This window comes from Massilia antarctica (assembly GCF_015689335.1).
In the GTDB taxonomy this organism is placed as follows: Bacteria; Pseudomonadota; Gammaproteobacteria; order Burkholderiales; family Burkholderiaceae_D; genus Telluria_A; species Telluria_A antarctica.
This window is the reverse complement of record NZ_CP065053.1, coordinates 846,316-871,681: the sequence shown is the minus strand read 5'-3', so window position 1 is coordinate 871,681 and position 25,366 is coordinate 846,316. Positions and strand designations below refer to the sequence as shown.

Genomic DNA, 25,366 nt, shown 5'->3' with positions numbered 1-25,366 from the left:
TTTTCTTTTCAGGACTCGGCAAGCTTGTTCAGCGCAACGCCGTCGACCCGGCAGATGCGCCAGTCCGGCAAGATTTGCGCGCCCACGCTCTTGTAAAAATTGATGGCGTTGTCATTCCAGTCGAGCACCGACCATTCGAAGCGCCCGCACTCGCGCTCCACCGCCAGTTGCGCCAGCGCGGCGAGCATTTGCTTGCCGTAACCTTTTCCACGGTGTACTTGCTTGACGTATAGATCCTCCAGGTACAGCCCCTTGCGCGTGAGGAAGGTGGAGAAATTGTGGAAGAACAAGGCGAAACAGGCCACCTCGCCATCTTCGACGCCGACCAGTGCTTCGCATGAGGGACGCGCACCGAACAGGGCGTCGTGCAGCTGCTCTTCGGTGGCCACGACCAGGTGTTCGAGTTTCTCGAACACGGCCAATTCGACGATCATGCCGTAAATATGCGCGACGTCGGACGCTTGCGCCGGGCGGATGGTGAAGGTGTTGTCGGTATTCATGGAACCTCGGGAATGGCGGCCAGGCTGGGGTCCGGCGCGGGTTGGTTGGAAGAGGGAGATGCAGCGGCGGGCGCGCGCAGCGCCCAGGCGACGCTGGCCAGGCAGACGACCATGCCCAGCCATTCGACCGGACCGGGCCGGTAATGTTCAAGCTGGATCGATAGCAACACCGAAATCACGGGCGTGACCACGCCGATGTACACGGCTTTCTGCGAGCCGATGCGGTTGATCAGGGTGAAATAGGCATTGAAGGCGATGACCGAGCCGAACAGCGACAGGTAGAGCAGGGCCATCCAGTAGCGCGGCGCGCCCGGCAGCGCGAATTGCTGGCCGCTCGCGAGCGCCCAGGCGGCCACCATCGAGGTGCCCCAGAACATTGACCAAGCCATGGTCAGCATCAGGTTCGACGATTGCTCGCGCACCTTGGCCACCACTACCGTGCCGGCCGAGCTGGCAATGGTGGCGACCAGGGCCAGCGCCAGTCCGAGCAGGAAGTGGCCGGTGCCGCCGCCCGCGATCTCTTTCCAGGCGCCGGCAATCGAGTGGTAGAACAGCATCGTCACGCCGACGATGGCGATCAAGCCGGCGGCCCAGGTGCGCCAGGAAATCGGCGTGCCGAAGGCGATGCGGCTGCAGATCGGGGTCCAGAACACCATCAACGCGAACAGCACCGCCACCAGGCCCGACACCAGGTATTGCTCGGAACCGTAAGTGCATACGTAGGACAGGGCAAAGGTGAAAAAGCCCTGCAGCATCACCCAGCGTTGGGCGCGCCATGGCAGGCGCAAGCTGTCGCCGCGCAGCAGGCACCAGGCAAACAAGGTGGCCGACGCCAGGCCGAAGCGGTACACCACCGACACCGCCGGCGCGACTTCGCCCAGCTGCAAGGTGATGGCAAAAAAGGTGGAGCCCCAGATCAGGGCCGCGATCGCGAAGAGGAGTGGAGATGACATGCGGAAAGTATACGGGCATTCGCAACTTCCTGCCCGTCATCGCCATAAAACCGTCAGCGCGGCGCGATCCTTACCACGCGAGGTGCAGGCGGCGGTACAGGAAGCTCAGCACGAACAGCGGACCGATCAGCAGGAAGCGCAGGTCGTCGAAGAACGACGGTTTTTTGCCTTCGATCTTGTGGCCGATGAACTGGCCGATCCAGGCCAGCACGAAGATGGCCAGGGACAGCGGCAGCACGGTGGCGGGCGGCATCAGGCTCAGCAGGCCCAGCATCACGGCCGACATCGCCAGCATCCCGGCCGCAAACGGCCTGGACAGCTTGAAGTAATAGCACAGCGACAGCAGGGTGACGGCCACGGCCGCGAACGGGTGGATCCACCAGACAATGCCGAGCAGGGTGAACACGATCACGGGCACGCAGACAAAGTGAATCACTTCATTGGTGTGGTTCAGGTGGCTCTCGCTATATTTTGCGAGCAAGGTATCGATGGCGCGCGGCTGGGCAGCTTGGTCCATGGGGGTCTCCGATTTTGTTGTTGTGGTTGGCTTGCCTGACGATTCTACACCCGTCCGGCGGGCTGCTAGAATCGCTGCCATGAATGAATTCCTGCCTTCCACGCCAGACGCGGATGCGGCGGCGCTCAAGCGCTGTTTCGCGCCGGTGGTCGATCCGCACACCCGCATCCTCGTGCTCGGCAGCCTGCCGGGAGAACGCTCGCTCGCGCAGCAGCAGTATTATGGCAACCGCCAGAACCGCTTCTGGACACTCATGTCGGAGCTGACCGGTGTCGACCTGGTGGCGCTGGACTACGATGCGCGCCTGCAAGCGCTGCTGGCGCACGGTATCGGCCTGTGGGATGTGGTGGCGCAGGCCACGCGCGAAGGCAGTCTGGACAGCCAGATTCGCGGCCAGGTCGGCAACGATCTGCCGGGATTGGTGGCGAGTTTGCCGCTGCTCACGACAATCGGATTCAACGGCGGCACGGCGGCGCGGCTGGGCATGAAAGCCCTGGGCGAGCAGGCAGCGCGCTATCGCATCGTGAACTTGCCGTCGAGTAGTCCGGCGTATACGGCGCCGTATACGGCCAAATTGGCCGTGTGGCGTACTTTGTGCGATACGGAGACCCCGCGGCCAGGAGTGAACAACAACGCCTGAGTCAGGTCGTGGAGATGTCGGTAGCTTGCTGGCCTTTGATGCCCATATTCTTGATTCTGTATTCCATGGCGAGATTGGATACTTTGAAGCGGGAAGCCATCTGCTGCACGAAGACGGTGATGGGCATCATCTCCGCGTCGTTGTCGGCCTTGAATTGATCGATAATGCCGCGTCCGGCTGATGTGATCAGGGCTCCCGGCATGAGGAGTTCCGCTGCGAAGTTGTTCGCCTCCGATTCAAAACGGTTCCAAAACGATTCCCTGCGGTTCATGGTCGCTTTCGTATCGACAAACGTCGTTTGATTGGTCGACCTGTGCATGCAAAAGTGACCGATCTCGTGTGCCAGGGTAAAACGGCGACGCGGCCCGTAGGCGTTTTCTGCCGGATTGATCCATACACGTGCCGGCTGATCCTTTTCGAGCGTTATCTTGCCAACCGTAATAGCGTGTTCGGCGTCGTGCCGGGGCTCTTCACTCACACAGATGCCAAGCAGCTCCGCGATCCTGTCGACATCGACCGGCGGAGCATCGCGATTCAGATCATAGCCGTGTGCAGTTTTCAGGAAGGACGATAAAGCGGCTGCGCTCTGGATTGGCGGCGTTGAATCGATCGAATTCATTTTGGTGCATCCTTCGGACCATGTTTGTTTGTGGACAGATCGCTCGACAGCAAATCAATATCCTTGACCTGTTGCGCTGCATCGCGTGAGGTGGCATCCGCATTCGCTCGCCGGGAAGCGAGTTCCTGATCGATCTTCTGTGACAGCGCTTCACTCAGGTAGTCGATGACAGCCGGGTTATCCATTATGTGCTGAATCATTTTCTGAGCCTTACCGTCGTCGGATTGCACGAGTGTGAGCACGGCGCTAAACGCGTGCTCCATATGCGCTTCTTTTTCTATTGCAAAATGCTGAGTGAAAATCAATCCGGCTACGGTCAGCAACAACGCTACCGCCGCGATCACGAACGTTGTGTAAACAATGTAGGTATTCGCAATCGATACTGCGTCAGTGCCCGACACAGTGCCAAGTCGGCTAAAATAGTTGATCGACAGAAACGCCAATAGGCCCCCGATTAATCCCCCTACCGCCCCCCCGACGAAACCTCGCGTTTCTTTTGCAAGCCATCTACAGAACATGGCCTTCATTGGCGATGCCTTGTCTACCGATCCCATGGAGCTGTCCTTAGGGCACCTCGAATTACCGGTAAATCCCGCGTAATCGCCGGTCGCGATGCCGGCAGATGCGTTTTTTGATGTCAGACCGAGCCGCTTCCCGCCCATTTTATGGGCGCTGAACCTCATTTTGTGCAGTCCGGACGGACTGCGGGCGTCAGAACGCCTCGACCCCGGCCTCCTTCAAGTAGACCAGGCGCCGCAAATTGTAAGCAGCGACCTTCCAATTGAGCTGCAACGTAGCGCGCGCCAGTCCGATCGTGCGCAGGCCTTTGCCGCCCATCTCGGCTAGGCCGGCAAACACATGCTCGATCCTCGCGCGAGTCCTAGCGATGCGTGTATTGCGCCGCTTCTGAGCCTCCGAAATTGGCTTGCCCTTACTTCCTTTGCGCTGGATATGCATGCTCCAGCCCTGCTGCGTCAACCGTTCCTCGCGCTCGCCATCGACGTAGCCTTTATCTGCCAGGACGTTGCGGTTGGTATTCGACGGGTCGAGCACCTCCTCGAAATGAAGGGTGTCATGCTCGCTGGCCGTGCTGACCTTGATCCTGCGTACCAGCTTGTAACGCTTGTCTGCGTTGGCCGATATCTTGTAGCCGAAGTAAGACTTGCCATGCTTCTTGGTCCAGCGCGCGTCCATATCTTTCTGCCGGCGCTTCGCAGGCTTCCAGTCGATTGGCATGGCACCTTCTCCAACGAGCGCCTTTTCCTCTTTGCTCATCGATTGCTTCGGCGTCTGCACGATGCTCGCGTCGACCATCTGACCGCCACGTGCAATGTAGCCATGCCTGGAAAGCTGACGGTTGACGGCCTCAAAAATACTCTCGCTGGCACCGGCCTTGAGCAGGCGTTCCTTGAACGTCCAGATCGTTGTGCGATCCGGTATCTGACTACTGGAACGCAGTCCGACAAAGCGCTGGAAGCTCAGACGGTCGAGCAACTGGAATTCCATTTGCTCGTCGCTCAGGTTGAACAACTGCTGGATCAGCAGGACGCGAACCATCAGTTCGGTCGGAAATGGAGGACGCCCGCCGCGTTCGCGGCCGGGACGCGGAGCCGCTTCGTCAACCGCATCGGCAAGCGCGATGAAGTCAACATGCTGCTCCATCAACTTGAGCGCATCACCAAGCTTGTTCAGCTTGGCTTCGCGTTCTTGGTCGGCAAACAGACTCGTCTTGATCATGAAATTAGGTCAGCAACGTGGAGCCGCTATGATGCCACGGATGGGTCGGTTTTTCGAGGTGCCCCTTAGTATAGCAAACCTGTATGAAAACACAGTATGAAAAGTGCGTATAACCGACTCTCATGATAGCAAACAAGCACGCACAGGTGCGGTCGGCTGAGCCAGTGCCGAACCCGGCTTTCGCGCTTTTCCTACGCAGAAAATTTTATCCGGGCTGGCCCGATACTATCCTGATTGCATTAAACAAAGAATAATATTTATCTTGACGAAAAATTGGCATGCGACTAGCATTTCCTTGCCACTTCGGGTGGTACACCGTTGGATTGAATTTCGCTATTTTTAGAAAGATAGGAAAATGAAAAATCAAAATGGAATGAAAACGTTCGCGTTCAAGCTGGCCGAGAAAAAAACCAAGGAAGCCAAACCCGCACCACAGTGGAAAGCGCGCGACGGCGTGTCCAGCGCCGGCTGCTCCGGTCCAGATGCGCGCGCCAGCGCCCGCTGGGGGCGCGACAACGGCATCTATTGCTGAGCGGTTCGCCGAATAACCAGCCTTGCTCGTCGCAGGGCTTTTTTTTGCCCCTACTGTGTGAACCTCTTCAAAGCGGCATATGGCGAAAAAGGTTTTGATTGTCAGTAACAGCGCCGACCTGCATGTCGACCTGCTCATTCCCATCCTGCAAGCTAAGGGATGCGCGGCCTTCCGCCTCGATCTGGATGCCTTCCCGCGCGATTATCAAACGTCGCAATGGTTTGCCGGGGGCGCGCTGCGCCAATGGATCCGCCACCTGCCCTCTGGTGTGACGCTCGACCTGGCCGAGGTGGGCGCGGTCTGGAGCCGCAAGCCGGCCCCATTCTCCTTTCTCAGCCCCGACCTCGGCATCCAGGAACGCATCTACGCCGGGGCCGAAACCGAACAGGCCCTGTTCGGCATGCTCTACACGCTCGATTGCTTTTGGATGAGCCATCCGCTGGCCCTGCGCGGCGCCATGTGGAAGGGCGAGCAATTGCAGCGCGCCGCGCGCATGGGCTTTCGCATTCCCGCCTCGCTGACGACCAATTCGCCAGCCGAGGTGAAAGCCTTCCGCGCCAGTATTGACGGCCCCGTGATTTTCAAGGCCCTGTCCAGCCCCAACCTCGGTGGCGACGGCCTGGCCGACGGCGACCGCGTGGCCTGCGGCATCGGCACCACCGTGGTCGACGACGACATGTTTGAACAGCTCGAATCGGTCGGCGAACTGGCCTGCCATTTTCAGCAGTACATCCCCAAACAATACGAACTGCGCGTAACGATCATCGGCGAGCGCGTGTTCGCCGCCAAAATCCATTCGCAGGACGACCAACGCACCGCCATCGATTCGCGCGACATGTCAGCCGATATCCTGTACGAGGCGACCGTCTTGCCGGATGCGGTGCGCGAGCGCTGCCTGGCGTTCGCGCGCAGCTACGACCTGCCTTACAGCGCGCTCGACCTGATCGTCACGCCCGGCGACGACGTCGTTTTTCTCGAAAATAATCCCGTCGGCCAGTTTCTCTATGTCGAGCAGTTGATTCCCGAATTCGCCATGCTCGATTCGCTGGCCGACCGACTCATTGAGGAGTGCGCATGATCCAGCCCGACCGTTTTGCCATGCTCGCCCAGATCAAGGGGATCGAATCGCTGCGTGAAAGCCGCGTACTGGTCTTGTCCGCATCGGATCTGGACATGGAGATCCTGCCGGCCTTGTATGAGCAGTGCCGCGCCATCGGCCGCGTGCCGCGCCTGGACGTGGTGCTGCAATGCCGCGGCGGCATCGTCAACGCGACGCGCCGCGTCGCGCTGCTGCTGCGCCAGTTCACCGACCACCTTGGCGTCATCGTGCCCTATCACTGCGAGTCCTCGGCCACCATCCTGGCGCTGGCGGCCGATGACATCATCGCCGGCGACCTGGCCATGTTCTCGCCGATCGACCCCCACCTGCATGGCGGCGGCGGCGACGGCGACGGCGCGGCCACCTCGCTCTCGTGCCAGGACGTCAAGATGTTCGGCGCCATGAGCGAGGAATGGTTCGGCGTCAGCTCCGACGAGGCGCGCCTGCAGTCGCTGGGCCTTCTGTGCAACAGCATCTTCCCGCCGACCCTGACCGCGTTTTACCGCACCACCCGGGAAGTCATGCAGATCGGCGAAGAGCTGCTGCGCTTCCAGCTGCCCGGCCAGCCCGAGGCGTTCCGCCAGGACGTGGTCAGGCAGTTGATGTTCGGCTACCACTCGCACAACTACGCGCTGACCCGCGAGGAGCTGGAAAAACTCGGCCTCGCGATCCGGCGCGAGCCCGAGGTCGAAGAGTGCGCGTGGGCCATTTCGAAGGTGCTGCAAAAGATCGTCGGCGGCGGCCTGCGCGAATCGGCCGAGGCACCGTGGAACGATGCATTGCTGGCCACGCGCGACGGCGCCATGCTGCGCAAGCGCCGCAGCGGCGGCTTTTTGCCGCGCTGGAGCGAGCTGGCCGTGTCGTCATGAGCGCCGCGCCCTACCTCGCGGAGATCATCCGGTTTTTCACCGCCTTCCTGCTCGCCTGCGCCGCCCTCGGCAAATTGCGCACCTTGGCCAGTTTCGCAAATAACCTGGCCGGCTCCTTCGGCCTGCCCCGGCAGGCGGCCACGATCCTCGCACCGGCGCTGGTCGCGCTAGAGGCGCTGCTGGCCGTCCTGATTCTCGCCGGCGGCGGCATCGGCCGCGCGGGCATGGCTGGCGCCCTCGTGCTGTTCGTGCTGGTGACGGCGCTGGTGGGCTACCGCTACGTGGTTGATGGCAGTATCAAATGCAGCTGCTTCGGCGAGAGCGAGCGGCCGGTTTCCGGCTACGATTTGCTGCGCAACGGCTTGATCATCGCCACTGTCGGCGCCGGCCTCGCTGTTTCCGGCGGCGCCGTTTTCGGCAAAAAAGAGAGCGTGCTGGCCGCCGCGCTGGCGCTGATCGGCACCATCTGCGCAATCGGCTTTCACGATCTGGCCCGTGCCCTGAAGCGGAGCGCATGATGGACGGCGATGTCCTGGCCGTCATCCTGCTGCTGCTGGCACTGAGCGTGGCGTTGAACCTCAAGCTGTCGCTGCAATTGTCGAAAGTCGTCGATAGCCTGAGCGCGGCCGCCAAAGCAGCGGCGCTGGCGCCGCTGGGCGATCCTGTTCCTGCTTTTAGTGGCAAGCTGCTGGACGGCGGCGCGCCGGTCACGGTGGGTGGCGACGGCCAGGCGGCGGTGCTGCTGTTCCTGTCCAGCGCCTGCCCCAAATGTCGCCAGAAGCTGCTCGGCATCGAGTACCTGGCGCCGCTGGCGCACGACGCCGGCGTGGCGCTCTGGCTGGTCAGCGTCGAACCTGCATGGCGCCTGCGCCGCTTCCTGCAATCGACCGCGCTGGCCGGCAGCACCCTGCGCGTGGCCGCCGCCGACTACGAGATGCTCAATCCCGTGATGTCGTCGCCGTCGTACCTGTTCGTCAGCGCCGCCGGCACCCTGGACGCGCGCGGCATGGTCGGCGACGACGACTGGCGCAGTTTTTGCGAGCAGATGGATGAGGCGCGGATCGCCGGCGAGGCCGGCGCGTGAGCCGGACTTCGCCCCATCTCGACCGCCTGCGCCTGCTGCGCCCCTTTGCCGCGCGCCTGTGCGCAGGGCTGGCATGCATGGCCGTCACGGTGCTGATCCAGCTGGCTTATCCCAAGGCGCTGTCGTACTTCATCGACAACATCAACGTGCGCAAGGACATGGCCTGGTTCAGTTCCCTGGCCTTGATCATGCTGGCCGTGCTCGCGCTGCAGGCCGTGGCGGCCACCGCGCGCTTCTACATTTTCGAGTCGACCGGCCACATGATCGTCACGCGCATCCGGCGCCGGTTGTACGCGGCGCTGATCGACCAGCCGATCCGCTTCTACGACAAGCACCATGTCGGCGAACTGAATAACCGCCTCACGGCCGACGTCGAAATCCTGCACGATACCCTGACCATGGGGATGGCGGTGTCGCTGCGCTGCCTGTGCGTGTTCGTCGGCGGCGTGGCGATGCTATTGACGATTTCGCCGGCCCTGTGCCTGATGCTGGTGGTCTTCCTGCCGGCGACCCTGTACATCGGAAAAATGACCGGCAAGGTGTACCGCAAGCGGGCGCGCCTGATGCAGGACGGGCAGGCCGAATGCGGCAAGGTCGCGCACGAGCATTTTTCCAACATCCGTCTGGTGCACGCCTTCAGCCAGCAGCGCACCGCGCGCGCACGTTATGCCGGCGCGACCGGACACGCGCTATCGCTGTCGGTGTCGAGCAGCGCGCTGTTCGCGCTGTTCCGCGGCGGTTCATCCTTCCTGGTCTACCTGGCGCTCTTGGGCACCCTGTGGTTCGGCGCGCGCCTGATCGGCCAGGGCGTGCTGTCGGTCGGCGACCTGACCGCCTTCATCCTGTATGCCAGCATGGTGACGGAAGCGGCCGGCGCCATCGGCGAGTTCTGGAACGCGTGGATGCGCACCATCGGCGCCACCGAATGGATTTTCGAGGTGATCAATTCGGAGCGTGCAGCCGATACGGCGGCCGTCGGCGAGGTGCGCTTGCAGGGCAAGGTGACGTTTGACGATGTGGTGTTCTCGTATCCCGAGCGGCCCGACGCGCAAGCGCTCAAATGCATTGGTTTTTCCATCGCCGCCGGCGAGACCATTGCGCTGGTCGGCGCATCGGGTGCCGGCAAATCGACCATCGCAAGCCTCATCCTGGGCTTCTATCAACCCGACAGCGGCAGCATCGCCTTTGACGGCATCAAGGCCGATGCCATGCCGCTGGCCGGCATCCGCAGCAAGCTGGCGATCGTCGAGCAGGAGCCGTCGCTGTTTTCGGGCAGCATATTCGAGAACATCGCGTTCGCGGTCGCCGAACGGGATGTGTCCCTGGACGAGGTGAAGGCCGCGGCCGCCCTGGCCTGTGCCCACGATTTCATCAGTGCCTTCCCCGACGGCTACCTTACCCTGGTCGGCGAGCGCGGCGCGCAACTGTCGGGCGGGCAGAAACAGCGCATCGCGATCGCGCGCGCCCTGCTGCGCGATCCGCGCATCCTGATTCTCGACGAAGCGACCAGCGCCCTCGATTCGGCCAGCGAAGTGCAGGTGCAGCGCGCCCTCGACACCTTGATGCAAGGCCGTACCACGATCATCATCGCGCACCGCTTTTCCACCATCGTCAAGGCCGACCGCATCCTGGTGCTCGACCAGGGCCGCCTGGCGCAGCAGGGCACCCACGCGCAGCTGGTGGCCGAGCAGGATGGCCTTTACTTCCACCTGATGCGCCACCAGCTTGCGCGCGCCGGGGCGCAGCCGCAGCCGCAGCCGCAGCCGGCTTAAACCCCGGCCGCGGGCAAGGTTTTGCTGAACTGCGTTACCCCGTTCAGGTCCAGCAGGTCGACCGTCATCGCTTTCGACTGCGGGTCGATATTGACTTCGCCGAAGAACTGGTAGCCGGCGAACGGCGATGAATTCTGGACCGGCGGCGACTTGGAAAACACGGCACTCGGGCCGAAGGTCATATCGAGCTTGCCTGGGCCGAAGGAGCCGGCATTCATCGGCCCGGCCACGAATTCCCAGAACGGCGCGAAGTCGGTGAAATGGGCCTTGGCGGGGTCGTAATAGTGCGCTGCGCAGTAATGCACGTCGGTCGTGATCCACACCACGTTCGGCACCGCCTTGATGCCCTTGAGCAGGCGCGCCATTTCCAGCTCGCGCCCCGCGGCCGGGCCGCTCACGCCATTAGCCACCGCTTCCCACATCGCCGCACCCGCGGCGTCCTTGCCGTCGGCTACCTCCAGCCCGATCGGCATGTCCGAGGAGATGACCTTCCAGGTAGCTTTCGAGGCATTCAGTTCGGCGATCAGCCAGTCCACCTGCGCCGAACCGAGCATGGCTGAACTGGCGTTTTCCCCGGTTTGCAGGTTGCTGCTGTTGGGACCACGGTAGCTGCGCATGTCGATCACGAACACGTCGAGCAGGGGGCCGTAGCCGATGCTGCGGTAGATGCGCTGGGGCTCGGCCTGTTTGTAATAGCGCATCGGCGCATATTCCAGGAAGGCGCGGCGGCCCCGTTCGGCCAGGGTGGCGACGTTCTTTTCTTTGTAGCGGGCATCAAACGACAGGTCCTTGGCGCCGCTGTAGTTGTTGGTCACTTCGTGGTCGTCCCACTGCCAGACCTGCGGCACCTGCGCGGCGAACTTGCGAAAGTTCAGGTCCAGGGTGTTGTAGGCATGGCGCCCGCGGAATTCCTTGAGCGTTTCGGCGACCTTGCTCACTTCCTCGGTGACCAGGCTTTTCCAGACCTGGCCATTTTCAGCCTTCGCTTCGGCCGCGATCGGCCCGTCCGCGTAGACGGTGTCGCCGTTGTGGATGAAGAAATCCGGATCGCGCTTGCGCATCGATTCGTACATGCGCACGCCGCCGAAATCGGGGTTGATGCCCCAGCCCTGGCCGGCCTGGTCGCCGCTCCAGTGAAAGCGGATGGCGCGCTTGCCGTCCGCCTGCGGCATGGTGCGGAACTGGCCCGCCACCGCTTCGCTCTCGATGCGGCCGTTGGCCGGGTCGATGTATTTCACGCGCACGAACACGGTCTGGCCGGCGGGCAGGCCGGACAAGTCGACCCTCGAGGTGAAGTCGGTGGCTTCGGTGGCGTAAGGGCCAACAATGCGGCTGGCGTTGGTGAAGCGTTCGCTGGTGTCGTATTCGACGATCATTTGCGCATTGCGGTCGCTGCGGCTCCAGATCACGGCGCGCTCGCCGGTGACGTCGCCGAACTGGATACCGGAGGGCAGCTTGGGACGTTCGGCTTCGCTGGGGACCACGGCAGGGGCAGGGGAGTCCGAGCCGCCGCAGGCCGAGAGCAGCAGCGAACCATTGAGGGCCGTGCCGCCGGCGAGAATGCCGCCGCGCGTCAGAAAGCCGCGGCGTGAAAGTGTTGAGGTCATGAAGGCTCCAGTGAACGATGGCTGGAAGTCTGGAGCCTGTTTATGACCTGGTGATGAATTGGCGCGGAAAAGTCAGCTCGCGGCCAGTGCGCGCAGGACGCTGGCGCTGTCGCTGATGGTGGCGTATTCGCCGTTCAGGTTGGCCAGCGCCATCGCGTGCACTTCGTCGGCGCTGCGCGCCTGGCCGGCGTAGTCGGTGCAGGCGAAGGCGAAGCAGGCGTCGGCCACCACGGTGGTGTCGAATCCCAGGTTGCCGGCGCTGCGCGCGCTGCCTTCGACCGAATTGTTGGTGCTCACGCCCACGATGACGATACGTTTGACATCGCGTACGCGCAGCCAGCGTTCCAGGGTCGAATGGATAAAGGCGTCGGGCACGTTTTTCTCGACCACGTGTTCATGCGGCAGCGGCGCGAGCGCCTCCTGGAATTGAACGCCCGCCTGGCCGGGCCAGAACAGGCTGCCCGGCGTGCGCGAGATGTGGCGCACGTGGACCACCGCCGCGCCGGCCGCGCGCCAGGCCGCCAGCAGGCGTGCGATGCGCTCGGCGGCATCGGGGTTGTTACGCTGGCCCGCGGCCGGATTGGCCATGGCTTTTTGCATGTCGATGATGATCAGGGCGGGCAGGTCGCTGCGCATGGAGGCTCGCTAAGAATGGACGAGCGACGATTATAGGCCGGCGTTTGCCGGGCGCGCCAGTTGCGACTACTACGTATGCGAACCGGCCCTTAATAGGCGCGCTGGCGGTTGCCGAGCTGGGAGCGCAGGTAGGCCAGCTTGGCCGAATAGCGTTCGGTGGCCGCGTGCGTGGTGCTGTTGTCGAGCGCCAGCGCCAGTTCGTCGCGCGCCTCGCTGCCCTGGCCCAGGCGCCAGTGCGCGATCGCCAGCCAGAAATGGAACTCGTGGTTGAAGGGCGCGCGCCGCACTTCCTTGTGCAGCAGGTCGCGCGCCTCGCCATAGCGCGCTTCTTCCAGCGCCTTCATCGCCAGGTGGAACCAGTGGTAGGGCGGGGTCGGTTCCAGCTTGGCCAGGCGCGCCGCCAAGGCCGCCGATTCCTCGGTCTTGCCCAGTTTGGCCAGCACCGGCACCAGGTTGTGCATGGAGATTGTGCTTTCCGGTTCCAGGGTGAGGGCGGCCTTGAACGCGCGCTCGGCCAGCGGATTGTCGCCGTGGCGCTGGTAGATCACGCCCAGGGTGTTGTACGGGGTGGCGAAGGTGGGCAGGTGGGCCACCGCCGCGCGCGCCCACCAGTAGGCTTCATCAAGGTGCAGGTCGGCCAGCGCCTCGGCCGCGCGGTTATTCATGAACATCGATTCGATCATGCGCTCTTCGATTGGATGCGTGTTGTAGCGCGCGCTCTCCGCGGGCGGCAGGAAGTCGATGGTCAGCATGCGCTCCTCGGGCGGAACGCCTTGCGGCTGGGCGGTGCGGCGCCTGCCCATGCTGAGGTTGACGTGGGTGCTGGCGAAATACAGGCCGGCGTTGCGGGTCCAGGTTTCGTCGACCATCACGTCCTGGTACTGCACTTCCAGGCCCATGTGCTTGGCGAAAGCGGCCGTCATCAGCACCAGCGAGAGGCAGTTGCCCATGCGCGCGTCGAACGTTTCGGCGGCGGTGCGGGTGACGCTGGCATCGTATTCGAGTTTCAGCTCGCCCTTGGTGTAGAGCGCTTCGACCAGGCCGCGCTCCGGCCCCATCTTGTGGATCAAGGCGCTGAAGTCGGGGCTGTCGATGTAGGCGCGCATGGCCGGGCTGATCACGAACAGCTGCTCCGCGCCGACCGGCGCCGGCGGCGGCGCGAACGAGGCATCGCTGAACAGTTCCGGCAGCGGCAGCGGGGCCGGCACGCGCACAGCTGCGCAGCCGCTGCCCAGCAAGGGCAGTGCGCAGAAGACCAAGCTGGCAAGTAGTCTCATGGTCGCCTCCTGAAGTCGTGCTTTCAGTATCGTCGCCGCGCCGGGGAAAGTCTAGTGCTCGCCGTGGAAGGAATCGTGCAGTTCGTCAAGCAGGTCGGTGATGTCGTCGTCGGACAGTCCCAGATAGGCACTGGCACGGGCGCCGCCCTTGTCCCATTCGAGCGAGCCGCCGTGGCCCTGGTACTGCTGGATGGCGCTTTCGGCCAGCAGCGACAGCGCCACCAGGGCGCGCACGGCGTCGTCGGTGGCTTCGTCTTCGAGCACGCTGTAGTCCTGGTGGTGCAGGATGGCCCAGGCCACGTCGGTCGACAAGCCCCAGTTACGCGCCAGCAGGCAGCCGATGGCCGCGTGGTTGGTGCTGTGGCGTTCATCTTCGAGCGCGGTGAAGGGGCGCAGCGGGTCGTTGGCCGCGTCGGCGAAGGTGGCGGCATAGCCGGGAAAGCGCTGCATCAGCAGCGGCACGCCGGTGTCGCAGAACAGGCCGAAGGTGTGCGCCACGTCGGCTTCGCCGATGCGCAGGCGGCGCGACAGGTAGACCATGGCCTGGGCGCGCCGGGTCGACAGATCCCAGAAACTGGCCAGCGAGGCGTGGTCGGTGCCGATGCTGCGGCGCGCCAGCAGGCCGGTCATCAGGGCCGCTACCTGGTTGATTCCAAGGAATAAAATCGCTTGTTCGATCGACTTGGCCTTGCGCTTGCCGCCGTAGAAAGAAGAATTGGCCAGCTTGAGCAGTGCCCCCGACATGCCCACGTCGCTGGCGATGATGCGCCCGATGGTGGCCGGCGACGGGTCTTCCGACATCAGTTCGCGCTGCAGGTCGGCCAGCAGGCTCGGACGCGGCGGGATCCGGATCGACTTGATCAGGGCGTCGACCGGGTCGTCGGAGTTGGTGGCTAGGGCGGCAGGATTGCTCATATGATATCGAAGCTCAATTTCCGTATGGAATTTATTGCAGTACGTCACTATAAACCAGTCTGCCTGGCTGTGGCTGATCTTGTCTCAAGCAAAAAAGAATTTTTCTTCCGTGTTGGCGCCGTGTCACAGCCGGCGCGGCCCGCTTGGTGTCCGGCCGCACATTGCGCGCCATTTTGGCAAGGTAGAATTGTTTCTCATGAAAATGCAGACAAAGACACAGTTGGCGGGCATCGATTTTCATGCGCCGTCGCAGGAGGTGGCGCGCCAGCTCATCGGCGTGGTACTGCTGGTCGACGGGGTGGGCGGGCGCATCGTCGAGACCGAGGCCTATGACCGCGACGATCCGGCTTCGCACAGCTTTTCCGGTCCCAGCGCGCGCAATCTGGCCATGTTCGGCCCGCCCGGCCATGCTTATGTGTACCGCTCGTACGGGATTCACTGGTGCCTCAACTTTGTCTGCCGCGACGATGGCCATGGCGCCGGAGTGCTGATCCGCGCGCTCGAACCGCTGGCGGGAATCGCGCGCATGCGCGAGCGGCGCGCGCTGGACGATGTGCGCCTGCTGTGCTCCGGGCCCGGCAAGCTGTGCCAGGCGCTGGGGGTGACCCGCGCCCACAACGCGCTGGCGCTCGATGCGCCGCCGTTCGCCCTCGCCGCAGCGGGCGAGCCGGTCGTAGTGGTGGCTGGCCCGCGCATCGGCATTTCCAAGGCCATGGACCTACCCTGGCGTTTCGGGCTGGCCGGCTCGCGCTTCGTGAGCAAGCCGTTCCGCTGAGTCCGCGCCATGCCGCCCGGACTCAGGATGCGCGCCGTCCCGCGGCCTGGCGCGCCGCCGGCGACAGTCCGCGCGCGCCCACCGCCCGCATCTTGCTGGCCGCCGCGCGCCGCTCGGCCGGTTCGCGGTAGGCGCCATCGGGGTCGCCGTGCAGCTCGGCGTGGGCGGCGTGTTGCTCCTCCTGCTCGTCCCGCGGATCGACATCGATCTGGAAAATCGATACCGCCCGCGACAGGTTGACCGTCTGCTCGTGCAGGCTTTCGGCCGCCGCCGCGGCTTGCTCGACCAGCGCCGCGTTCTGCTGGGTCATGGCATCCATCTGGCCGACCGCCATATTGACTTCGGCGATCCCGTCGGCCTGCTCGGAACTGGCCAGGCTGATGCGCTCGATGATCTCGTTGACCTGCTTGACCGAGGCCACGATATCACCCATGCTGCTGCCCGCTTGGTTGACCGAGGCGCTGCCGCCGTCGATGATGGCCACCGAGGCTGCGATCAGGGTCTTGATTTCCTTGGCCGCCGCCGCCGAACGCTGGGCCAGGGTGCGCACTTCGGCCGCCACCACGGCAAAGCCGCGGCCCTGCTCACCGGCGCGGGCCGCTTCCACCGCCGCGTTCAGCGCCAGGATATTGGTCTGGAACGAAATGCCGTCGATCACGCCGATGATGTCGACAATCTTGCCCGAGCTGGCCTTGATCTGGGCCATGGTCGTCACCGCCCGTTCGACCGCCTGTCCGCCGCTGGTGGCCAGAGTGGCGGCGCTGGACGCCAGCTCGTTGGCGCGGCGCGCATTGCTGGCGTTTTCCTTCACCGCCAGGGTCAGGGTTTCCATCGCGCTGGCGGTCTGTTCCAGGGAGCCGGCCTGCATCTCGGTGCGGCTCGACAGGTCCAGGTTGCCGGTGGCGATTTCCTTGGAGGCGGTGTCGATCGAGTGCACCGAGGTCAGCACGGAGCGCAAGGTCGTGTTCAGGTTGGCGATGGTGTGGTCCAGCGCGCGCGAGGTGTCGGCGATTTCATCGCGCCCGCGGTGCGGCGTGCCCACCGTCAAGCGACCCTCGGCCAGCTCGCCCACCACCTCGGCAATGGCGCGGATATCGGCCAGCATGCCGCGCCGCACCAGCATCGTGGCCAGCAGCGACAGGCCGATCGAGAGCAGCACCAGCACCCCCATCGCCCCCACCAGCGAGCGGAATTCTTCGCGGGCCTCGGCGTAGGCGCGCTCGGCCATGGTCTTTTCCAGGGTCGCCAGCTGGCCCAGGCTGGCGCTGAGCGTGACGAAGTCCTTTTCCGCCTTTTGCATCGAGTTGGTGGCGATCGATTGGTCCATCTGGGCCATGTCGATGGTTTCCAGCACGCCCTTGCGGTAGGCCACCAAGGTGATTGCGGCCGCCTCAAGCAGCTTTTTCTCGGAAGGGTCGGCGATGCGCGCCAGCGCAGTGAGCTGCTCGGCGATGGCGCGGTGCTTCTTGCCGATGTCGGCGGTCAGCGCATCGACCCGCGCCTTGGCGAAGCTGCCGTTGATCCAGGCCAGCAATTGATAGATATTGGCATGCGCATGCTTGGCGTCCCCGGCGACATCGGCCGCGGCTTTCTGGCGCGTGGCGTGCACCAGCACCATTTTTTCCAGTGAAGCATTCTGGCGCACCATGCCGTACCAGGCGCCCGCGGCCACCAGTATCAGCAAAATCAGCACCAGGGCGGGGGCCAGCAGCAGCTTGGGCCCGATACGCAGTTTGTTCAGCATGCCTTACTCCCGACAGAATGTTGCGCAGGCGGCAGATGCCGCCCGCATTGCAAATGCCTTAGTTTTTATAAATGCCCGCTTCCAGCACCACATCGCCGACCCGCTGGATATAGGTGGTTTTCGGCTCGATCTTGCCGTTGGTGGGGTTCTTGTACTGGTAGTCGACCCAGCCCTTGCCCTTCGCCTGGCCCAGGTTGATGATTTCGCGGCGATATTTCTTGCCGCTCGCATCGGGCACGTCGGTCAAGTCCTTGCCCACGATCGATGGGTTGATCGGATGGGCCAGCACGATGCCGGTCTGCAAGTCGCGCATATCAATGTACAGCTCGCCCTGGACGAAATCCTTGTCCTTGGCGTTGATGCGCTTGACCATTTCTTCCTTGCCCTTGGATTTGATCAGGGCGGCGCCGCGCTCGACCATGGCGATGGCGTCTTTTTCGGTGGGGTCGGCGGCGCAGGCGGCACCGGCGGCGAAGGTGAAGCTCAGGGCGGTGGCGGTCAGCAGCAATTTCATGGCAAATCCTTTCAGGAAGGGAGGGCTGTTGCTTAGGTGCATTGCGTAATCTACGCCCCCGCTCAAGCCGTCGATTGCGCCATGTCAAGGCGGAGGCGAAGGATGCGCGCACGCCACACTTCATGCCGCTTGCGTGGCAGCCGGGCACGCTTGCCTCCTGATATTGATTTATGGCAATTTGGTTCCACAGGGCAAGCATATGATGATTTTCTGCCTTCCCACCCTGTTCAGGAGCCCGTCGTGACCGATCTTTCGCCCCCCAAATTCAAGCCCTACACCCGCCAGTCGGTCGCCAATGCGCGCCAGTGGAAATTCATGTCGCCCGAGCTGCAGGAAGCGGTGGAAGTGGTCTCGCGCGTGCTGCCGTTCCGCACCAATGAATATGTGATGGACCACCTGATCGACTGGAGCAATATTCCGGACGATCCCATCTACCGCCTGGTGTTTCCGCACCGCGACATGCTGCAACCCCAGGAATACGCCCGGCTGCGCGAGCTGGTGCTGTACAAGAAGGATGAAACGGCCATCAACCAGCTGGTGCACACCATCCGCATGCGCATGAACCCGCATCCGGCCGGCCAGATGACCCACAACGTGCCGCGCGTGAACGATGCGCCGCTGCGCGGCCTGCAGCACAAGTACAAGGAAACGGTGCTGTTCTTCCCCAGCGCCGGCCAGACCTGCCACGCCTACTGCACCTTTTGCTTCCGCTGGCCGCAGTTCGTCGGCATGGACGACATGAAGTTCGATGCGCGCGAAACGACCGAGCTGGTGTCCTACCTGGCCACCCATCCGGACGTGACCGACGTCCTGATCACCGGGGGCGATCCGATGATCATGAATACCCGCTCCTTGGCCGAGTTCATCGAGCCGCTGCTGGCGCCCGAGCTGGCGCACATCCAGAACATCCGCATCGGCACCAAGTCGGTGGCCTACTGGCCGCAGCGTTTCGTCACCGACCGCGATGCCGACGACCTGATGCGCCTGTTCGAGAAGGTGGTCGCATCCGGCAAGAACCTGGCCATCATGGGCCACTACAGCCACGCCGTGGAACTGCGCAACCCGATGGCGCAAAAGGCGGTCAAGCGCATCGTCTCGACTGGCGCCACCCTGCGCATGCAAGGCCCTCTGATCCGCCATATCAATGAAGACCCCGCCAGCTGGGCCGAACTGTGGACCACCGGTGTGCGCCTGGGCGCGATTCCCTACTATATGTTCGTCGAACGCGACACCGGCCCCAGCGAATACTTTTCGCTGCCGCTGGCGCGCGCCCATGAAATCTTCCAGTCGGCCTACCAGATGGTGTCGGGCTTGTCGCGCACGGTGCGCGGACCGTCCATGAGCGCCTTCCCCGGCAAGGTCGTGATCGATGGCGTGGTCACCATCAATGGCGAAAAACTGTTCGCCCTGCAATTTTTGCAGGCGCGCAATCCGGACTGGGTGCGCAAGCCCTTTTTCGCCAAATTTGACGACAAGGCGACCTGGATGGACCACCTGGTGCCGGCTTTTGGCAAGAGCAAGTTCTTCTTCGACAGCGAGGACGATGGCGCCGGGCATGCGCCGGCCGGCAAGGTGATCCCGATCACGACGGCGCAGCGGGCCGTCGCGGGCGGCTGCGGCAAGCAATCCGACGCCGCCTGAGGCCGGGGAGACGCATGATGCAACACGCGCAGCAGCGACTGTCCGGCCTGGCCGTGTTTTTCTCCGTGTTCCTGCCGTTTGCGCTGGGACATTACCTGTCCTCGCTGCTGCGCACCGTCAACGCCGTGCTGGCGCCCAACCTGGTGCAGTCGCTCTCGCTCACCTCCGGGCAGCTGGGGCTGCTCACCAGCGCCTTCTTCTTTTCCTTCGCCTTGGTGCAGCTGCCGGTCGGCATCGCGCTCGACCGCTACGGGCCGCGCAAGGTGCAACTGGTGCTGATGCTGCTGGCCGGCAGCGGCGCCCTGATGTTCGCGCATGGCAACAGCTTCGCGCAACTGGTGGTGGCGCGCGCCATCATCGGATTCGGGCTGGGCGGTTGCTTCATGTCGGCCGTCAAGTCGATTTCCGGCTGGATCGCGCCGGAGCGCCTGCCATCGGTGCACGGCTACCTGATCGCGGTGGGCGGGCTGGGGGCGGCCTCGGCCACCCTGCCGGTGCGCCTGGCGCTCCAATTCACCGACTGGCGCGGCCTGTTCGTTCTGCTCGGCGCGCTGGCCGCCTGCGTCGGCCTGCTGATCTGGCTGGTGACCCCGCGCGCCGCGGCCGGCGCGCCCAAGGCGGCGGCCCCGACCGTGCAATCGATCCTCGATGTCTACCGCGATCCGGCCTTTCGCAAGACCATTTCGCTGATGCTCGTGCCGCATGCCGTGTTTTTCGGCCTGCAAGGCTTGTGGATGGGGCGCTGGCTGTCCGACGTGGCGCATTTTTCCGACGCCGCCGTCGCTTACCTGCTGTACCTGAGCATGGCCGCCGTGATTTTCGGCGCCATCGCGGTCGGCATGATCACCGAGTGGGCCGGGCGGCGCGGGGTCAAGCCGCTCGACGTGGCTGCGGTCGGCATCGGCCTGTTCGTGCTGGTGCAGATCGCCATCGTGCTCAACTTCAAGCCGGGCTTCCAGACGCTGTCGGTGCTGTTTACCCTGATCGGCACCGTCACCGGCATCGAGTATGCGATCGTGGCCCAGAGCATGCCGCCCAGCCTGACCGGACGCGCCGCCACCTGCCTCAATTTGCTGATTTTCATCGGCGCCTTCCTGGTGCAGGCCGGCTTCGGCCAGGTGCTCGGCTTGTGGAACGCGAATGTGCTGCACCAGTATCCGGCCGGCGCTTACCAGGCCGCCTTCGGCATCCTGGTGCTGCTGCAACTGCCCGGGCTGGTGCTGTATGTGCGGCGCCGCGGGAGCGTGGCGGCCGCGGCGCGCGCGCAGGGGCACGGGGAGGGCGCGGCGGTGGCCTGAGGGACGGACCGCCCCGCCTGCGCTACAATCGCGGGCGACTTTACGCCTGTCCCCTTTGAAAGAATACAAAATGAAACTGGTTCGTTACGGCCGTCCCGGCAAGGAAAAACCCGGCTTGTTCGATGAAGAAGGCCGCCTGCGCGACCTGTCCGGCGTGGTGGCCGATATCGATGCCTCGCTCCTGTCCGACAAGGCGCTGCGCAAGCTGGCCAAGATCGATTACAAAACCCTGCCGCTGGTGCGCGGCAATCCGCGCCTTGGTGTGCCGCTCAAGGGCGTGGGCAAATTCATCGGCATCGGCCTCAATTACGCCGACCACGCCGCCGAAACCGGGGCCACCCCGCCGCTTGAACCGATCGTGTTCATGAAGGCGATCAGTTGCCTGTCCGGCCCGGACGACCCGGTGATGCTGCCGCAGGGTTCCAAAAAGACCGACTGGGAAGTCGAACTGGGCGTGGTGATCGGCACCCGCGCGCAATACGTGACGGAAGAAGAGGCGCTCAATTACGTGGCCGGCTACTGCGTCGTCAACGACATCTCGGAGCGCTCCTTCCAGCTCGAACGCGGCCCGCAGTGGGACAAGGGCAAGGGTTGCGACACCTTCGGCCCGGTCGGCCCGTGGCTGGTCACGCGCGATGAAGTGATCGACGTCCAGCGGCTCGACCTGTACCTGGAACTGAACGGCAAGCGCATGCAGACCGGCTGCACCGAGACCATGATCTTTACCGTGGCTCAGATCGTCAGCTACCTGTCGCGCTTCATGACCTTGGAACCGGGCGACATCATCGCCACCGGCACCCCGCCTGGTGTGGGCATGGCGCGCAGCCCGCAGCGTTTCCTGAAAAAAGGCGACACTTTGCGCCTGGGCATCGCCGGCATCGGTGAGCAGCAGCAGGACGTGATCGCCTGGGCCGGCTGATCACGCCAGCGCCGCGCTTGGGCGAGGCGCCAAGGCGGTATCTTTATTGTGCGAATGCATAGCTTCGCAAACGCATGACTTTTCCTTAGATTCTGTTGCCAATAAAGGCACACCATGCAGACCAGCACGCCGGAAAACCGGCTGCCGGCCTGCATGATCCAGTTTGCGCCATGCGGGTCCCCCTCTCCTTTCCATCGATAGAAGAAAGAGACCATGACCAGCTATCGCACCCCCCTCCTGCTCGCCCTGGCAAGCTGGGCTGCAACACTGCCCGCCACCGCCCAGACCATTCCCAACGGCAGCTATCAACTTTCCTGCAGTAACACTTTAGTCATCGGCGACCTGCTCAGGGCCAACTGCAAAAAGCTCAGTGGTGCCCAGCAATCGACCATCCTCGACAAGCTCGACGCCTGCCTGAACGCGACCCGCCAGTACGGCGACATCGGCAATATCGACGGTAACCTGGTGTGCCTGCCGGACCTGCCGCGTCCCAATCCGGCGTTTGTGTTTCCCAAGCCCGAGACTGAGCTCAATCAATGGATTTTCGGCGGCGCCGACAGCCAGATCCAGCAGCACGCATGGGGATTGTGGGCTGGGCTGACCCAGCCGGTCGGCATGGTTGACGGGGTGGTGGTGCGCGCCTTCGAAACCTGGACCGCGCCGTCGAACATCATCTTTCGCAGCGCGCCCGAGCGCCTGCGCGAGGACGGCAAGGGTAGCCCGATGGCGCGGCTGGCCCTGGACCTGCACCTGCCGCGCCAGTTCCAGCATGGCCACCAGGCGCGCGCCAGCATGGTCAGCGCGGCCCGTCTCGCGGGCGCCCCCGACACGGCGATCCTGGTGTCGGTGGCCTACAATCCGCCGGCCGCCCAGCATGCGATCGCCAACCGCTTGTTTTATGAAAGCACGCTCAAGCAGCTGATGGCGAACGGCTACACGGAGTTGCCGAACTTTCCATCGAACGCGATCGTGATCAAGCCGGTGTTCAAAATCATTCCCAAGAACGTGGCGCGCGGCATCTACAGCTTCCCGGGCTGGCCCGGTCCCGCTGCCGCCAAGCCGGACAGCGGCTTTGGCGAAGTGGACTGGAACAGCTGCGTGTATGTGGACATCAGCCGGCCGATCGGCAGCGGCGGCAATAGCAACGATCCCGGCTGCAACAACCGCACACCGGCCAACACCTTCTATCTGAACGACTTTATCCATAGCCGGATCAGCGCCGAGAATGCGGCCTTTCTGTCTGCCCAGCTGCGCAAGCCGGTGTCGGCCGGCGACATCGCGATCCTGATCGGCATGCACGTCACCTCGCGCGAAGACAAGATGTGGACCTGGCAAACTTTCTGGTGGTCGGCCAATGCCGACCGTCCGTTCGCCCCCAGTTCCTCCGCCATCGCCGGCGCGCGTCCGCTGGCGTATCTGGACGGCGCGGCGCGCCACTATGCGATGGCGCTGGCGTATTCGACAGTCTCGCCGGCGCAGCCTATCACCGGCGGCAAGAATGTCGGCGCGCCCGTGTACGGCTACAACCCGTATCTGGAAGCCAGTTTCGGGCCGGATGTGTTTGCCGGCATCAGCCGTCCGATCAATGGCACGATCAATGCCAATACCGGGATGCAGTCGAACTGCATGACGTGCCACAACATGGCGGCCTACGCGCCGGCGCCGAAACCCATCATGCCGTACGCCAGCGACTTTTACATGAGCATTACCGATCCGGTGTTCAGCGGCACCTTGCGTTCCGACTTTTCGTGGACCATCGTCGACCTGATCGTCAAGACGCCGGCCAACTAGGCTGGCCGTGGAGCGGACCGGCGCCGTCGCGGACGCGGGGCATGTCAGTCGAGCGCGGCGGCGATGGCGTCCGACAGGCGCGAGACGATTTCCGACAGGTCCGCTTCGGTCGCGATGAACGGCGGCGCCAGCAGGATATGGTCGCCGTGCACGCCATCGATGGTGCCGCCCATCGGGTACACCATCAAGCCATTGGCCATGGCCTTGTTCTTGACCGCCGCGTGCAGCTTGCGCGCCGGTTCGAACGGCTGCTTGCTGTCGCGCTCCTTCACCAGTTCGAGCGCGAGCAGCAGGCCGCGTCCGCGGATGTCGCCCACGTTCGGGTGCGATCCGAATTCGGCCTGCAGCATGCGCCGCAGCGATTCGCCGCGCAGCCGCACCGCGGCTAGCAGGTCGTCGCGCTCGATCACCTTTTGCACCGCCAGCGCGGCGGCGGCGGCCACCGGATGGCCGATGTAGGTGTGCCCATGCTGGAACGCGCCGCTGCCCTTGCGCAGCTGGTCGACCAGGGCGCGCTGGGCCAGCACCGCGCCGATCGGCTGGTAGCCGGCCCCGAGTCCCTTGGCGATGGTGATGATGTCGGGCGCGACCCCATCCTGCTCGATCGAATACATGGTGCCGGTGCGGCCCATGCCGCACATGACTTCATCGGCGATGAACAGGATGCCGTAGCGGTCGCACAGGCTGCGCACGCCGCGAAAGTAGCCCGGCGTGGGCGGAATCGCGCCGCCGGTCGCGCCCACCACCGGCTCGGCCACGAAGGCGATGATGTTGTGCGGACCGGCCGCATGAATCTGCTCGTCGAGTTCGCGCAGCAGGGCGCCGGTGTACTGGTCCTGGGTCTGGTCCGGGCGGCGGTCGCGGTATTCATAGCAGGGCGCCACCCTCGCCACGTCGATCAGCAGGGGCGCGAAATGGCGGCGCCGCCACTCGTTGCCGCCGACCGCCAGCGCACCGAGGGTGTTGCCGTGGTAGCTCTGGCGGCGCGCGATGAACTTGGTGCGCTGGGTCTGGCCGGTTTCGACGAAATACTGGCGCGCCAGCTTCATCGCCGTTTCCATCGCTTCCGAGCCGCCCGAGACGAGGTACACTTCGCTCAAGCCTTCGGGCGCGCCGGCGGCCAGGCGGTCGGCCAGTTCCTCGGCCACGTCGGTGGTGAAGAAGGCGGTGTGGGCGTAGGCGTTGCGGTCGATCTGGCGGTGCATCGCGCTCAGGATGTCCGGATGGCCGTGGCCGAGCGAGGACACCGCCGCGCCGCCGCAGGCATCGATATAGGTCTTCCCCTCGCTGTCGCGCACCAGCATTCCCTGGGCGCTGACGGCAACCGGCGGGATTTGCCGGAGATTACGGTGCATCATGTGACTCATGGCTTCCTCGTCGCTGAAATTGTTGATGCTTGACAATAAGCTGAGAACGTCCCGCTTCTTTTGATTTATCCCCCGGGCTGTGCGAATATTTTTACCTGCGGCAATAAACGCAACAGAGGAAAGGCAAGCACCATGATCGACCGACTCGGGCCGATGGCTGCGGAACAATTAACGGCCGCGCAGCAGGCGGCGGCGCATCGACGGCCCGCGGGGGGCGCTGTACGGGCCGTTCGTGCCGCTGCTGCGCAGCCCGGAGCTGATAATAGACGGGCCATCAATACATGATTTACTTGGCGACCGTCGCTCCCAGTCCAAGCGCAAGGAGGTCTACTCAGGTAACGGCTTGGCAGGCGACACTGGGACAGCCGTCCGCGCCGCATTCATCGTCGTCGCCAGAAAGGTGTAGTAGCCGTTGATGCCTGCCAGGTCAATGACGCCCTGCCCGCCGACGCGTTTCAGCGCCGCCAAATAGGTGCGCCACCAGTTCGCTATCGAGCGTGACGGCGCAAGGCACCAGGCCCAGGGCTTGGTCGCGGCGGCGCTGCTGTCATTGGGTAGGG

The 25,366-nt window shown here is 63.9% G+C and carries 25 protein-coding genes; 12 read left to right on the top strand and 13 right to left on the bottom strand.

The window, feature by feature from the left end; translation table 11 throughout:
* Positions 1-8 precede the first annotated feature (8 nt).
* The 3 genes from IV454_RS03920 to IV454_RS03910 all read right to left on the bottom strand — a co-directional run bounded on the left by IV454_RS03920 (position 9) and on the right by IV454_RS03910 (position 1,970).
* Complete coding sequence (locus tag IV454_RS03920) at positions 9-500, bottom strand: GNAT family N-acetyltransferase (RefSeq protein ID WP_206090411.1); 492 nt, start codon at positions 498-500, stop codon at positions 9-11.
* Entirely contained in the window at positions 497-1,453 is a 957-nt protein-coding gene (locus tag IV454_RS03915; RefSeq protein ID WP_206090410.1) for a DMT family transporter, read from the bottom strand. The genes IV454_RS03920 and IV454_RS03915 overlap by 4 nt, the downstream gene beginning before the upstream one ends.
* Positions 1,454-1,523: 70 nt before the next feature.
* Positions 1,524-1,970, bottom strand: a complete 447-nt coding sequence (locus IV454_RS03910; RefSeq protein ID WP_054268355.1) for an Mpo1 family 2-hydroxy fatty acid dioxygenase — start codon at positions 1,968-1,970, stop codon at positions 1,524-1,526.
* A 79-nt stretch (positions 1,971-2,049) separates the two neighbouring features.
* Between IV454_RS03910 and IV454_RS03905 the strand changes: the two genes are divergently transcribed.
* Positions 2,050-2,610 carry a DNA-deoxyinosine glycosylase gene (locus IV454_RS03905; RefSeq protein ID WP_206090409.1) on the top strand — a complete coding sequence of 187 codons (561 nt, stop codon included), beginning with the start codon at positions 2,050-2,052 and terminating at the stop codon, positions 2,608-2,610.
* 1 nt (position 2,611) lies between these two features.
* Here the strand turns inward: IV454_RS03905 and IV454_RS03900 are convergent, their stop codons facing one another.
* From IV454_RS03900 to IV454_RS03890, 3 genes are read right to left on the bottom strand one after another with little or no spacing between them, the layout of a single operon-like run.
* Complete coding sequence (locus tag IV454_RS03900; RefSeq protein WP_206090408.1) at positions 2,612-3,229, bottom strand: ImmA/IrrE family metallo-endopeptidase; 618 nt, start codon at positions 3,227-3,229, stop codon at positions 2,612-2,614.
* Entirely contained in the window at positions 3,226-3,912 is a 687-nt protein-coding gene (locus IV454_RS03895; RefSeq protein WP_206090407.1) for a hypothetical protein, read from the bottom strand. The genes IV454_RS03900 and IV454_RS03895 overlap by 4 nt, the downstream gene beginning before the upstream one ends.
* A 28-nt stretch (positions 3,913-3,940) precedes the next feature.
* Positions 3,941-4,966 (bottom strand): IS5 family transposase, encoded by a 1,026-nt coding sequence (locus IV454_RS03890; protein ID WP_206090406.1) that lies wholly within the window; start codon positions 4,964-4,966, stop codon positions 3,941-3,943.
* Positions 4,967-5,321: 355 nt separating this feature from the next.
* Between IV454_RS03890 and IV454_RS03885 the strand changes: the two genes are divergently transcribed.
* The 6 genes from IV454_RS03885 to IV454_RS03860 all read left to right on the top strand — a co-directional run bounded on the left by IV454_RS03885 (position 5,322) and on the right by IV454_RS03860 (position 10,322).
* Positions 5,322-5,498 (top strand): hypothetical protein, encoded by a 177-nt coding sequence (locus IV454_RS03885; protein WP_206090405.1) that lies wholly within the window; start codon positions 5,322-5,324, stop codon positions 5,496-5,498.
* Between the two features lie 79 nt (positions 5,499-5,577).
* A complete protein-coding gene (locus IV454_RS03880) occupies positions 5,578-6,576 on the top strand; it encodes an ATP-grasp domain-containing protein (RefSeq protein ID WP_206090404.1) in 999 nt (332 codons plus the stop codon).
* On the top strand, positions 6,573-7,466 hold the full coding sequence (locus IV454_RS03875; protein ID WP_206090403.1) for an SDH family Clp fold serine proteinase: 894 nt from the start codon (positions 6,573-6,575) through the stop codon (positions 7,464-7,466). Before IV454_RS03880 ends, IV454_RS03875 begins: the two co-directional genes overlap by 4 nt.
* Positions 7,463-7,984: a MauE/DoxX family redox-associated membrane protein gene (locus IV454_RS03870; protein WP_206090402.1), complete on the top strand. Its 522-nt coding sequence runs from the start codon at positions 7,463-7,465 to the stop codon at positions 7,982-7,984. The genes IV454_RS03875 and IV454_RS03870 overlap by 4 nt, the downstream gene beginning before the upstream one ends.
* Positions 7,981-8,550 carry a redoxin family protein gene (locus IV454_RS03865; RefSeq protein WP_206090401.1) on the top strand — a complete coding sequence of 190 codons (570 nt, stop codon included), beginning with the start codon at positions 7,981-7,983 and terminating at the stop codon, positions 8,548-8,550. Before IV454_RS03870 ends, IV454_RS03865 begins: the two co-directional genes overlap by 4 nt.
* Positions 8,547-10,322: an ABC transporter ATP-binding protein gene (locus IV454_RS03860; protein ID WP_229522050.1), complete on the top strand. Its 1,776-nt coding sequence runs from the start codon at positions 8,547-8,549 to the stop codon at positions 10,320-10,322. Before IV454_RS03865 ends, IV454_RS03860 begins: the two co-directional genes overlap by 4 nt.
* On the opposite strand, the gene IV454_RS03855 is transcribed toward IV454_RS03860, so the two are convergent.
* From IV454_RS03855 to IV454_RS03840, 4 genes are all read right to left on the bottom strand, one after another.
* Positions 10,319-11,929 carry an alkaline phosphatase D family protein gene (locus IV454_RS03855; RefSeq protein ID WP_206090400.1) on the bottom strand — a complete coding sequence of 537 codons (1,611 nt, stop codon included), beginning with the start codon at positions 11,927-11,929 and terminating at the stop codon, positions 10,319-10,321. The genes IV454_RS03860 and IV454_RS03855 overlap by 4 nt on opposite strands.
* 72 nt (positions 11,930-12,001) lie before the next feature.
* Positions 12,002-12,565, bottom strand: coding sequence for a cysteine hydrolase family protein (locus IV454_RS03850; protein ID WP_206090399.1), 564 nt, complete (start codon positions 12,563-12,565; stop codon positions 12,002-12,004).
* 89 nt (positions 12,566-12,654) lie between these two features.
* Positions 12,655-13,842, bottom strand: a complete 1,188-nt coding sequence (locus tag IV454_RS03845; RefSeq protein ID WP_229522049.1) for a tetratricopeptide repeat protein — start codon at positions 13,840-13,842, stop codon at positions 12,655-12,657.
* Between the two features lie 51 nt (positions 13,843-13,893).
* Positions 13,894-14,757 (bottom strand): HDOD domain-containing protein, encoded by an 864-nt coding sequence (locus IV454_RS03840; RefSeq protein ID WP_054268363.1) that lies wholly within the window; start codon positions 14,755-14,757, stop codon positions 13,894-13,896.
* Positions 14,758-14,953: 196 nt separating this feature from the next.
* On the opposite strand from IV454_RS03840, the gene IV454_RS03835 reads away from it, so the two are divergent.
* Positions 14,954-15,532 (top strand): DNA-3-methyladenine glycosylase, encoded by a 579-nt coding sequence (locus IV454_RS03835; RefSeq protein ID WP_229522048.1) that lies wholly within the window; start codon positions 14,954-14,956, stop codon positions 15,530-15,532.
* Positions 15,533-15,554: 22 nt separating this feature from the next.
* Here the strand turns inward: IV454_RS03835 and IV454_RS03830 are convergent, their stop codons facing one another.
* A complete protein-coding gene (locus IV454_RS03830; protein WP_206090398.1) occupies positions 15,555-17,276 on the bottom strand; it encodes a methyl-accepting chemotaxis protein in 1,722 nt (573 codons plus the stop codon).
* A 58-nt stretch (positions 17,277-17,334) separates the two neighbouring features.
* Positions 17,335-17,790, bottom strand: a complete 456-nt coding sequence (locus IV454_RS03825) for a cache domain-containing protein (RefSeq protein ID WP_206090397.1) — start codon at positions 17,788-17,790, stop codon at positions 17,335-17,337.
* Between the two features lie 240 nt (positions 17,791-18,030).
* Between IV454_RS03825 and IV454_RS03820 the strand changes: the two genes are divergently transcribed.
* The 4 genes from IV454_RS03820 to IV454_RS03805 all read left to right on the top strand — a co-directional run bounded on the left by IV454_RS03820 (position 18,031) and on the right by IV454_RS03805 (position 23,439).
* Positions 18,031-19,431, top strand: a complete 1,401-nt coding sequence (locus IV454_RS03820; RefSeq protein WP_229522047.1) for a KamA family radical SAM protein — start codon at positions 18,031-18,033, stop codon at positions 19,429-19,431.
* Between the two features lie 14 nt (positions 19,432-19,445).
* On the top strand, positions 19,446-20,729 hold the full coding sequence (locus IV454_RS03815) for an MFS transporter (protein WP_229522045.1): 1,284 nt from the start codon (positions 19,446-19,448) through the stop codon (positions 20,727-20,729).
* 70 nt (positions 20,730-20,799) lie between these two features.
* Positions 20,800-21,648 (top strand): fumarylacetoacetate hydrolase family protein, encoded by an 849-nt coding sequence (locus IV454_RS03810; protein WP_206090396.1) that lies wholly within the window; start codon positions 20,800-20,802, stop codon positions 21,646-21,648.
* Positions 21,649-21,861: 213 nt separating this feature from the next.
* A complete protein-coding gene (locus IV454_RS03805; protein WP_206090395.1) occupies positions 21,862-23,439 on the top strand; it encodes a hypothetical protein in 1,578 nt (525 codons plus the stop codon).
* Positions 23,440-23,483: 44 nt separating this feature from the next.
* Here IV454_RS03805 and IV454_RS03800 read toward each other — a convergent pair whose 3' ends face one another.
* Positions 23,484-24,806 carry an aspartate aminotransferase family protein gene (locus IV454_RS03800; RefSeq protein WP_206090394.1) on the bottom strand — a complete coding sequence of 441 codons (1,323 nt, stop codon included), beginning with the start codon at positions 24,804-24,806 and terminating at the stop codon, positions 23,484-23,486.
* Between the last annotated feature and the right edge of the window lie 560 nt (positions 24,807-25,366).

Bases quoted from the DNA above. Each gene is read 5' to 3' on its own strand.
- IV454_RS03920 (WP_206090411.1), bottom strand. From the start codon at position 500: ATGAATACCGACAACACCTTCACCATCCGCCCGGCGCAAGCGTCCGAC.
- IV454_RS03915 (WP_206090410.1), bottom strand. From the start codon at position 1,453: ATGTCATCTCCACTCCTCTTCGCGATCGCGGCCCTGATCTGGGGCTCC.
- IV454_RS03910 (WP_054268355.1), bottom strand. From the start codon at position 1,970: ATGGACCAAGCTGCCCAGCCGCGCGCCATCGATACCTTGCTCGCAAAA.
- IV454_RS03905 (WP_206090409.1), top strand. From the start codon at position 2,050: ATGAATGAATTCCTGCCTTCCACGCCAGACGCGGATGCGGCGGCGCTC.
- IV454_RS03900 (WP_206090408.1), bottom strand. From the start codon at position 3,229: ATGAATTCGATCGATTCAACGCCGCCAATCCAGAGCGCAGCCGCTTTA.
- IV454_RS03895 (WP_206090407.1), bottom strand. From the start codon at position 3,912: ATGAGGTTCAGCGCCCATAAAATGGGCGGGAAGCGGCTCGGTCTGACA.
- IV454_RS03890 (WP_206090406.1), bottom strand. From the start codon at position 4,966: ATGATCAAGACGAGTCTGTTTGCCGACCAAGAACGCGAAGCCAAGCTG.
- IV454_RS03885 (WP_206090405.1), top strand. From the start codon at position 5,322: ATGAAAAATCAAAATGGAATGAAAACGTTCGCGTTCAAGCTGGCCGAG.
- IV454_RS03880 (WP_206090404.1), top strand. From the start codon at position 5,578: ATGGCGAAAAAGGTTTTGATTGTCAGTAACAGCGCCGACCTGCATGTC.
- IV454_RS03875 (WP_206090403.1), top strand. From the start codon at position 6,573: ATGATCCAGCCCGACCGTTTTGCCATGCTCGCCCAGATCAAGGGGATC.
- IV454_RS03870 (WP_206090402.1), top strand. From the start codon at position 7,463: ATGAGCGCCGCGCCCTACCTCGCGGAGATCATCCGGTTTTTCACCGCC.
- IV454_RS03865 (WP_206090401.1), top strand. From the start codon at position 7,981: ATGATGGACGGCGATGTCCTGGCCGTCATCCTGCTGCTGCTGGCACTG.
- IV454_RS03855 (WP_206090400.1), bottom strand. From the start codon at position 11,929: ATGACCTCAACACTTTCACGCCGCGGCTTTCTGACGCGCGGCGGCATT.
- IV454_RS03850 (WP_206090399.1), bottom strand. From the start codon at position 12,565: ATGCGCAGCGACCTGCCCGCCCTGATCATCATCGACATGCAAAAAGCC.
- IV454_RS03845 (WP_229522049.1), bottom strand. From the start codon at position 13,842: ATGAGACTACTTGCCAGCTTGGTCTTCTGCGCACTGCCCTTGCTGGGC.
- IV454_RS03840 (WP_054268363.1), bottom strand. From the start codon at position 14,757: ATGAGCAATCCTGCCGCCCTAGCCACCAACTCCGACGACCCGGTCGAC.
- IV454_RS03835 (WP_229522048.1), top strand. From the start codon at position 14,954: ATGAAAATGCAGACAAAGACACAGTTGGCGGGCATCGATTTTCATGCG.
- IV454_RS03830 (WP_206090398.1), bottom strand. From the start codon at position 17,276: ATGCTGAACAAACTGCGTATCGGGCCCAAGCTGCTGCTGGCCCCCGCC.
- IV454_RS03825 (WP_206090397.1), bottom strand. From the start codon at position 17,790: ATGAAATTGCTGCTGACCGCCACCGCCCTGAGCTTCACCTTCGCCGCC.
- IV454_RS03815 (WP_229522045.1), top strand. From the start codon at position 19,446: ATGATGCAACACGCGCAGCAGCGACTGTCCGGCCTGGCCGTGTTTTTC.
- IV454_RS03810 (WP_206090396.1), top strand. From the start codon at position 20,800: ATGAAACTGGTTCGTTACGGCCGTCCCGGCAAGGAAAAACCCGGCTTG.
- IV454_RS03805 (WP_206090395.1), top strand. From the start codon at position 21,862: ATGACCAGCTATCGCACCCCCCTCCTGCTCGCCCTGGCAAGCTGGGCT.
- IV454_RS03800 (WP_206090394.1), bottom strand. From the start codon at position 24,806: ATGAGTCACATGATGCACCGTAATCTCCGGCAAATCCCGCCGGTTGCC.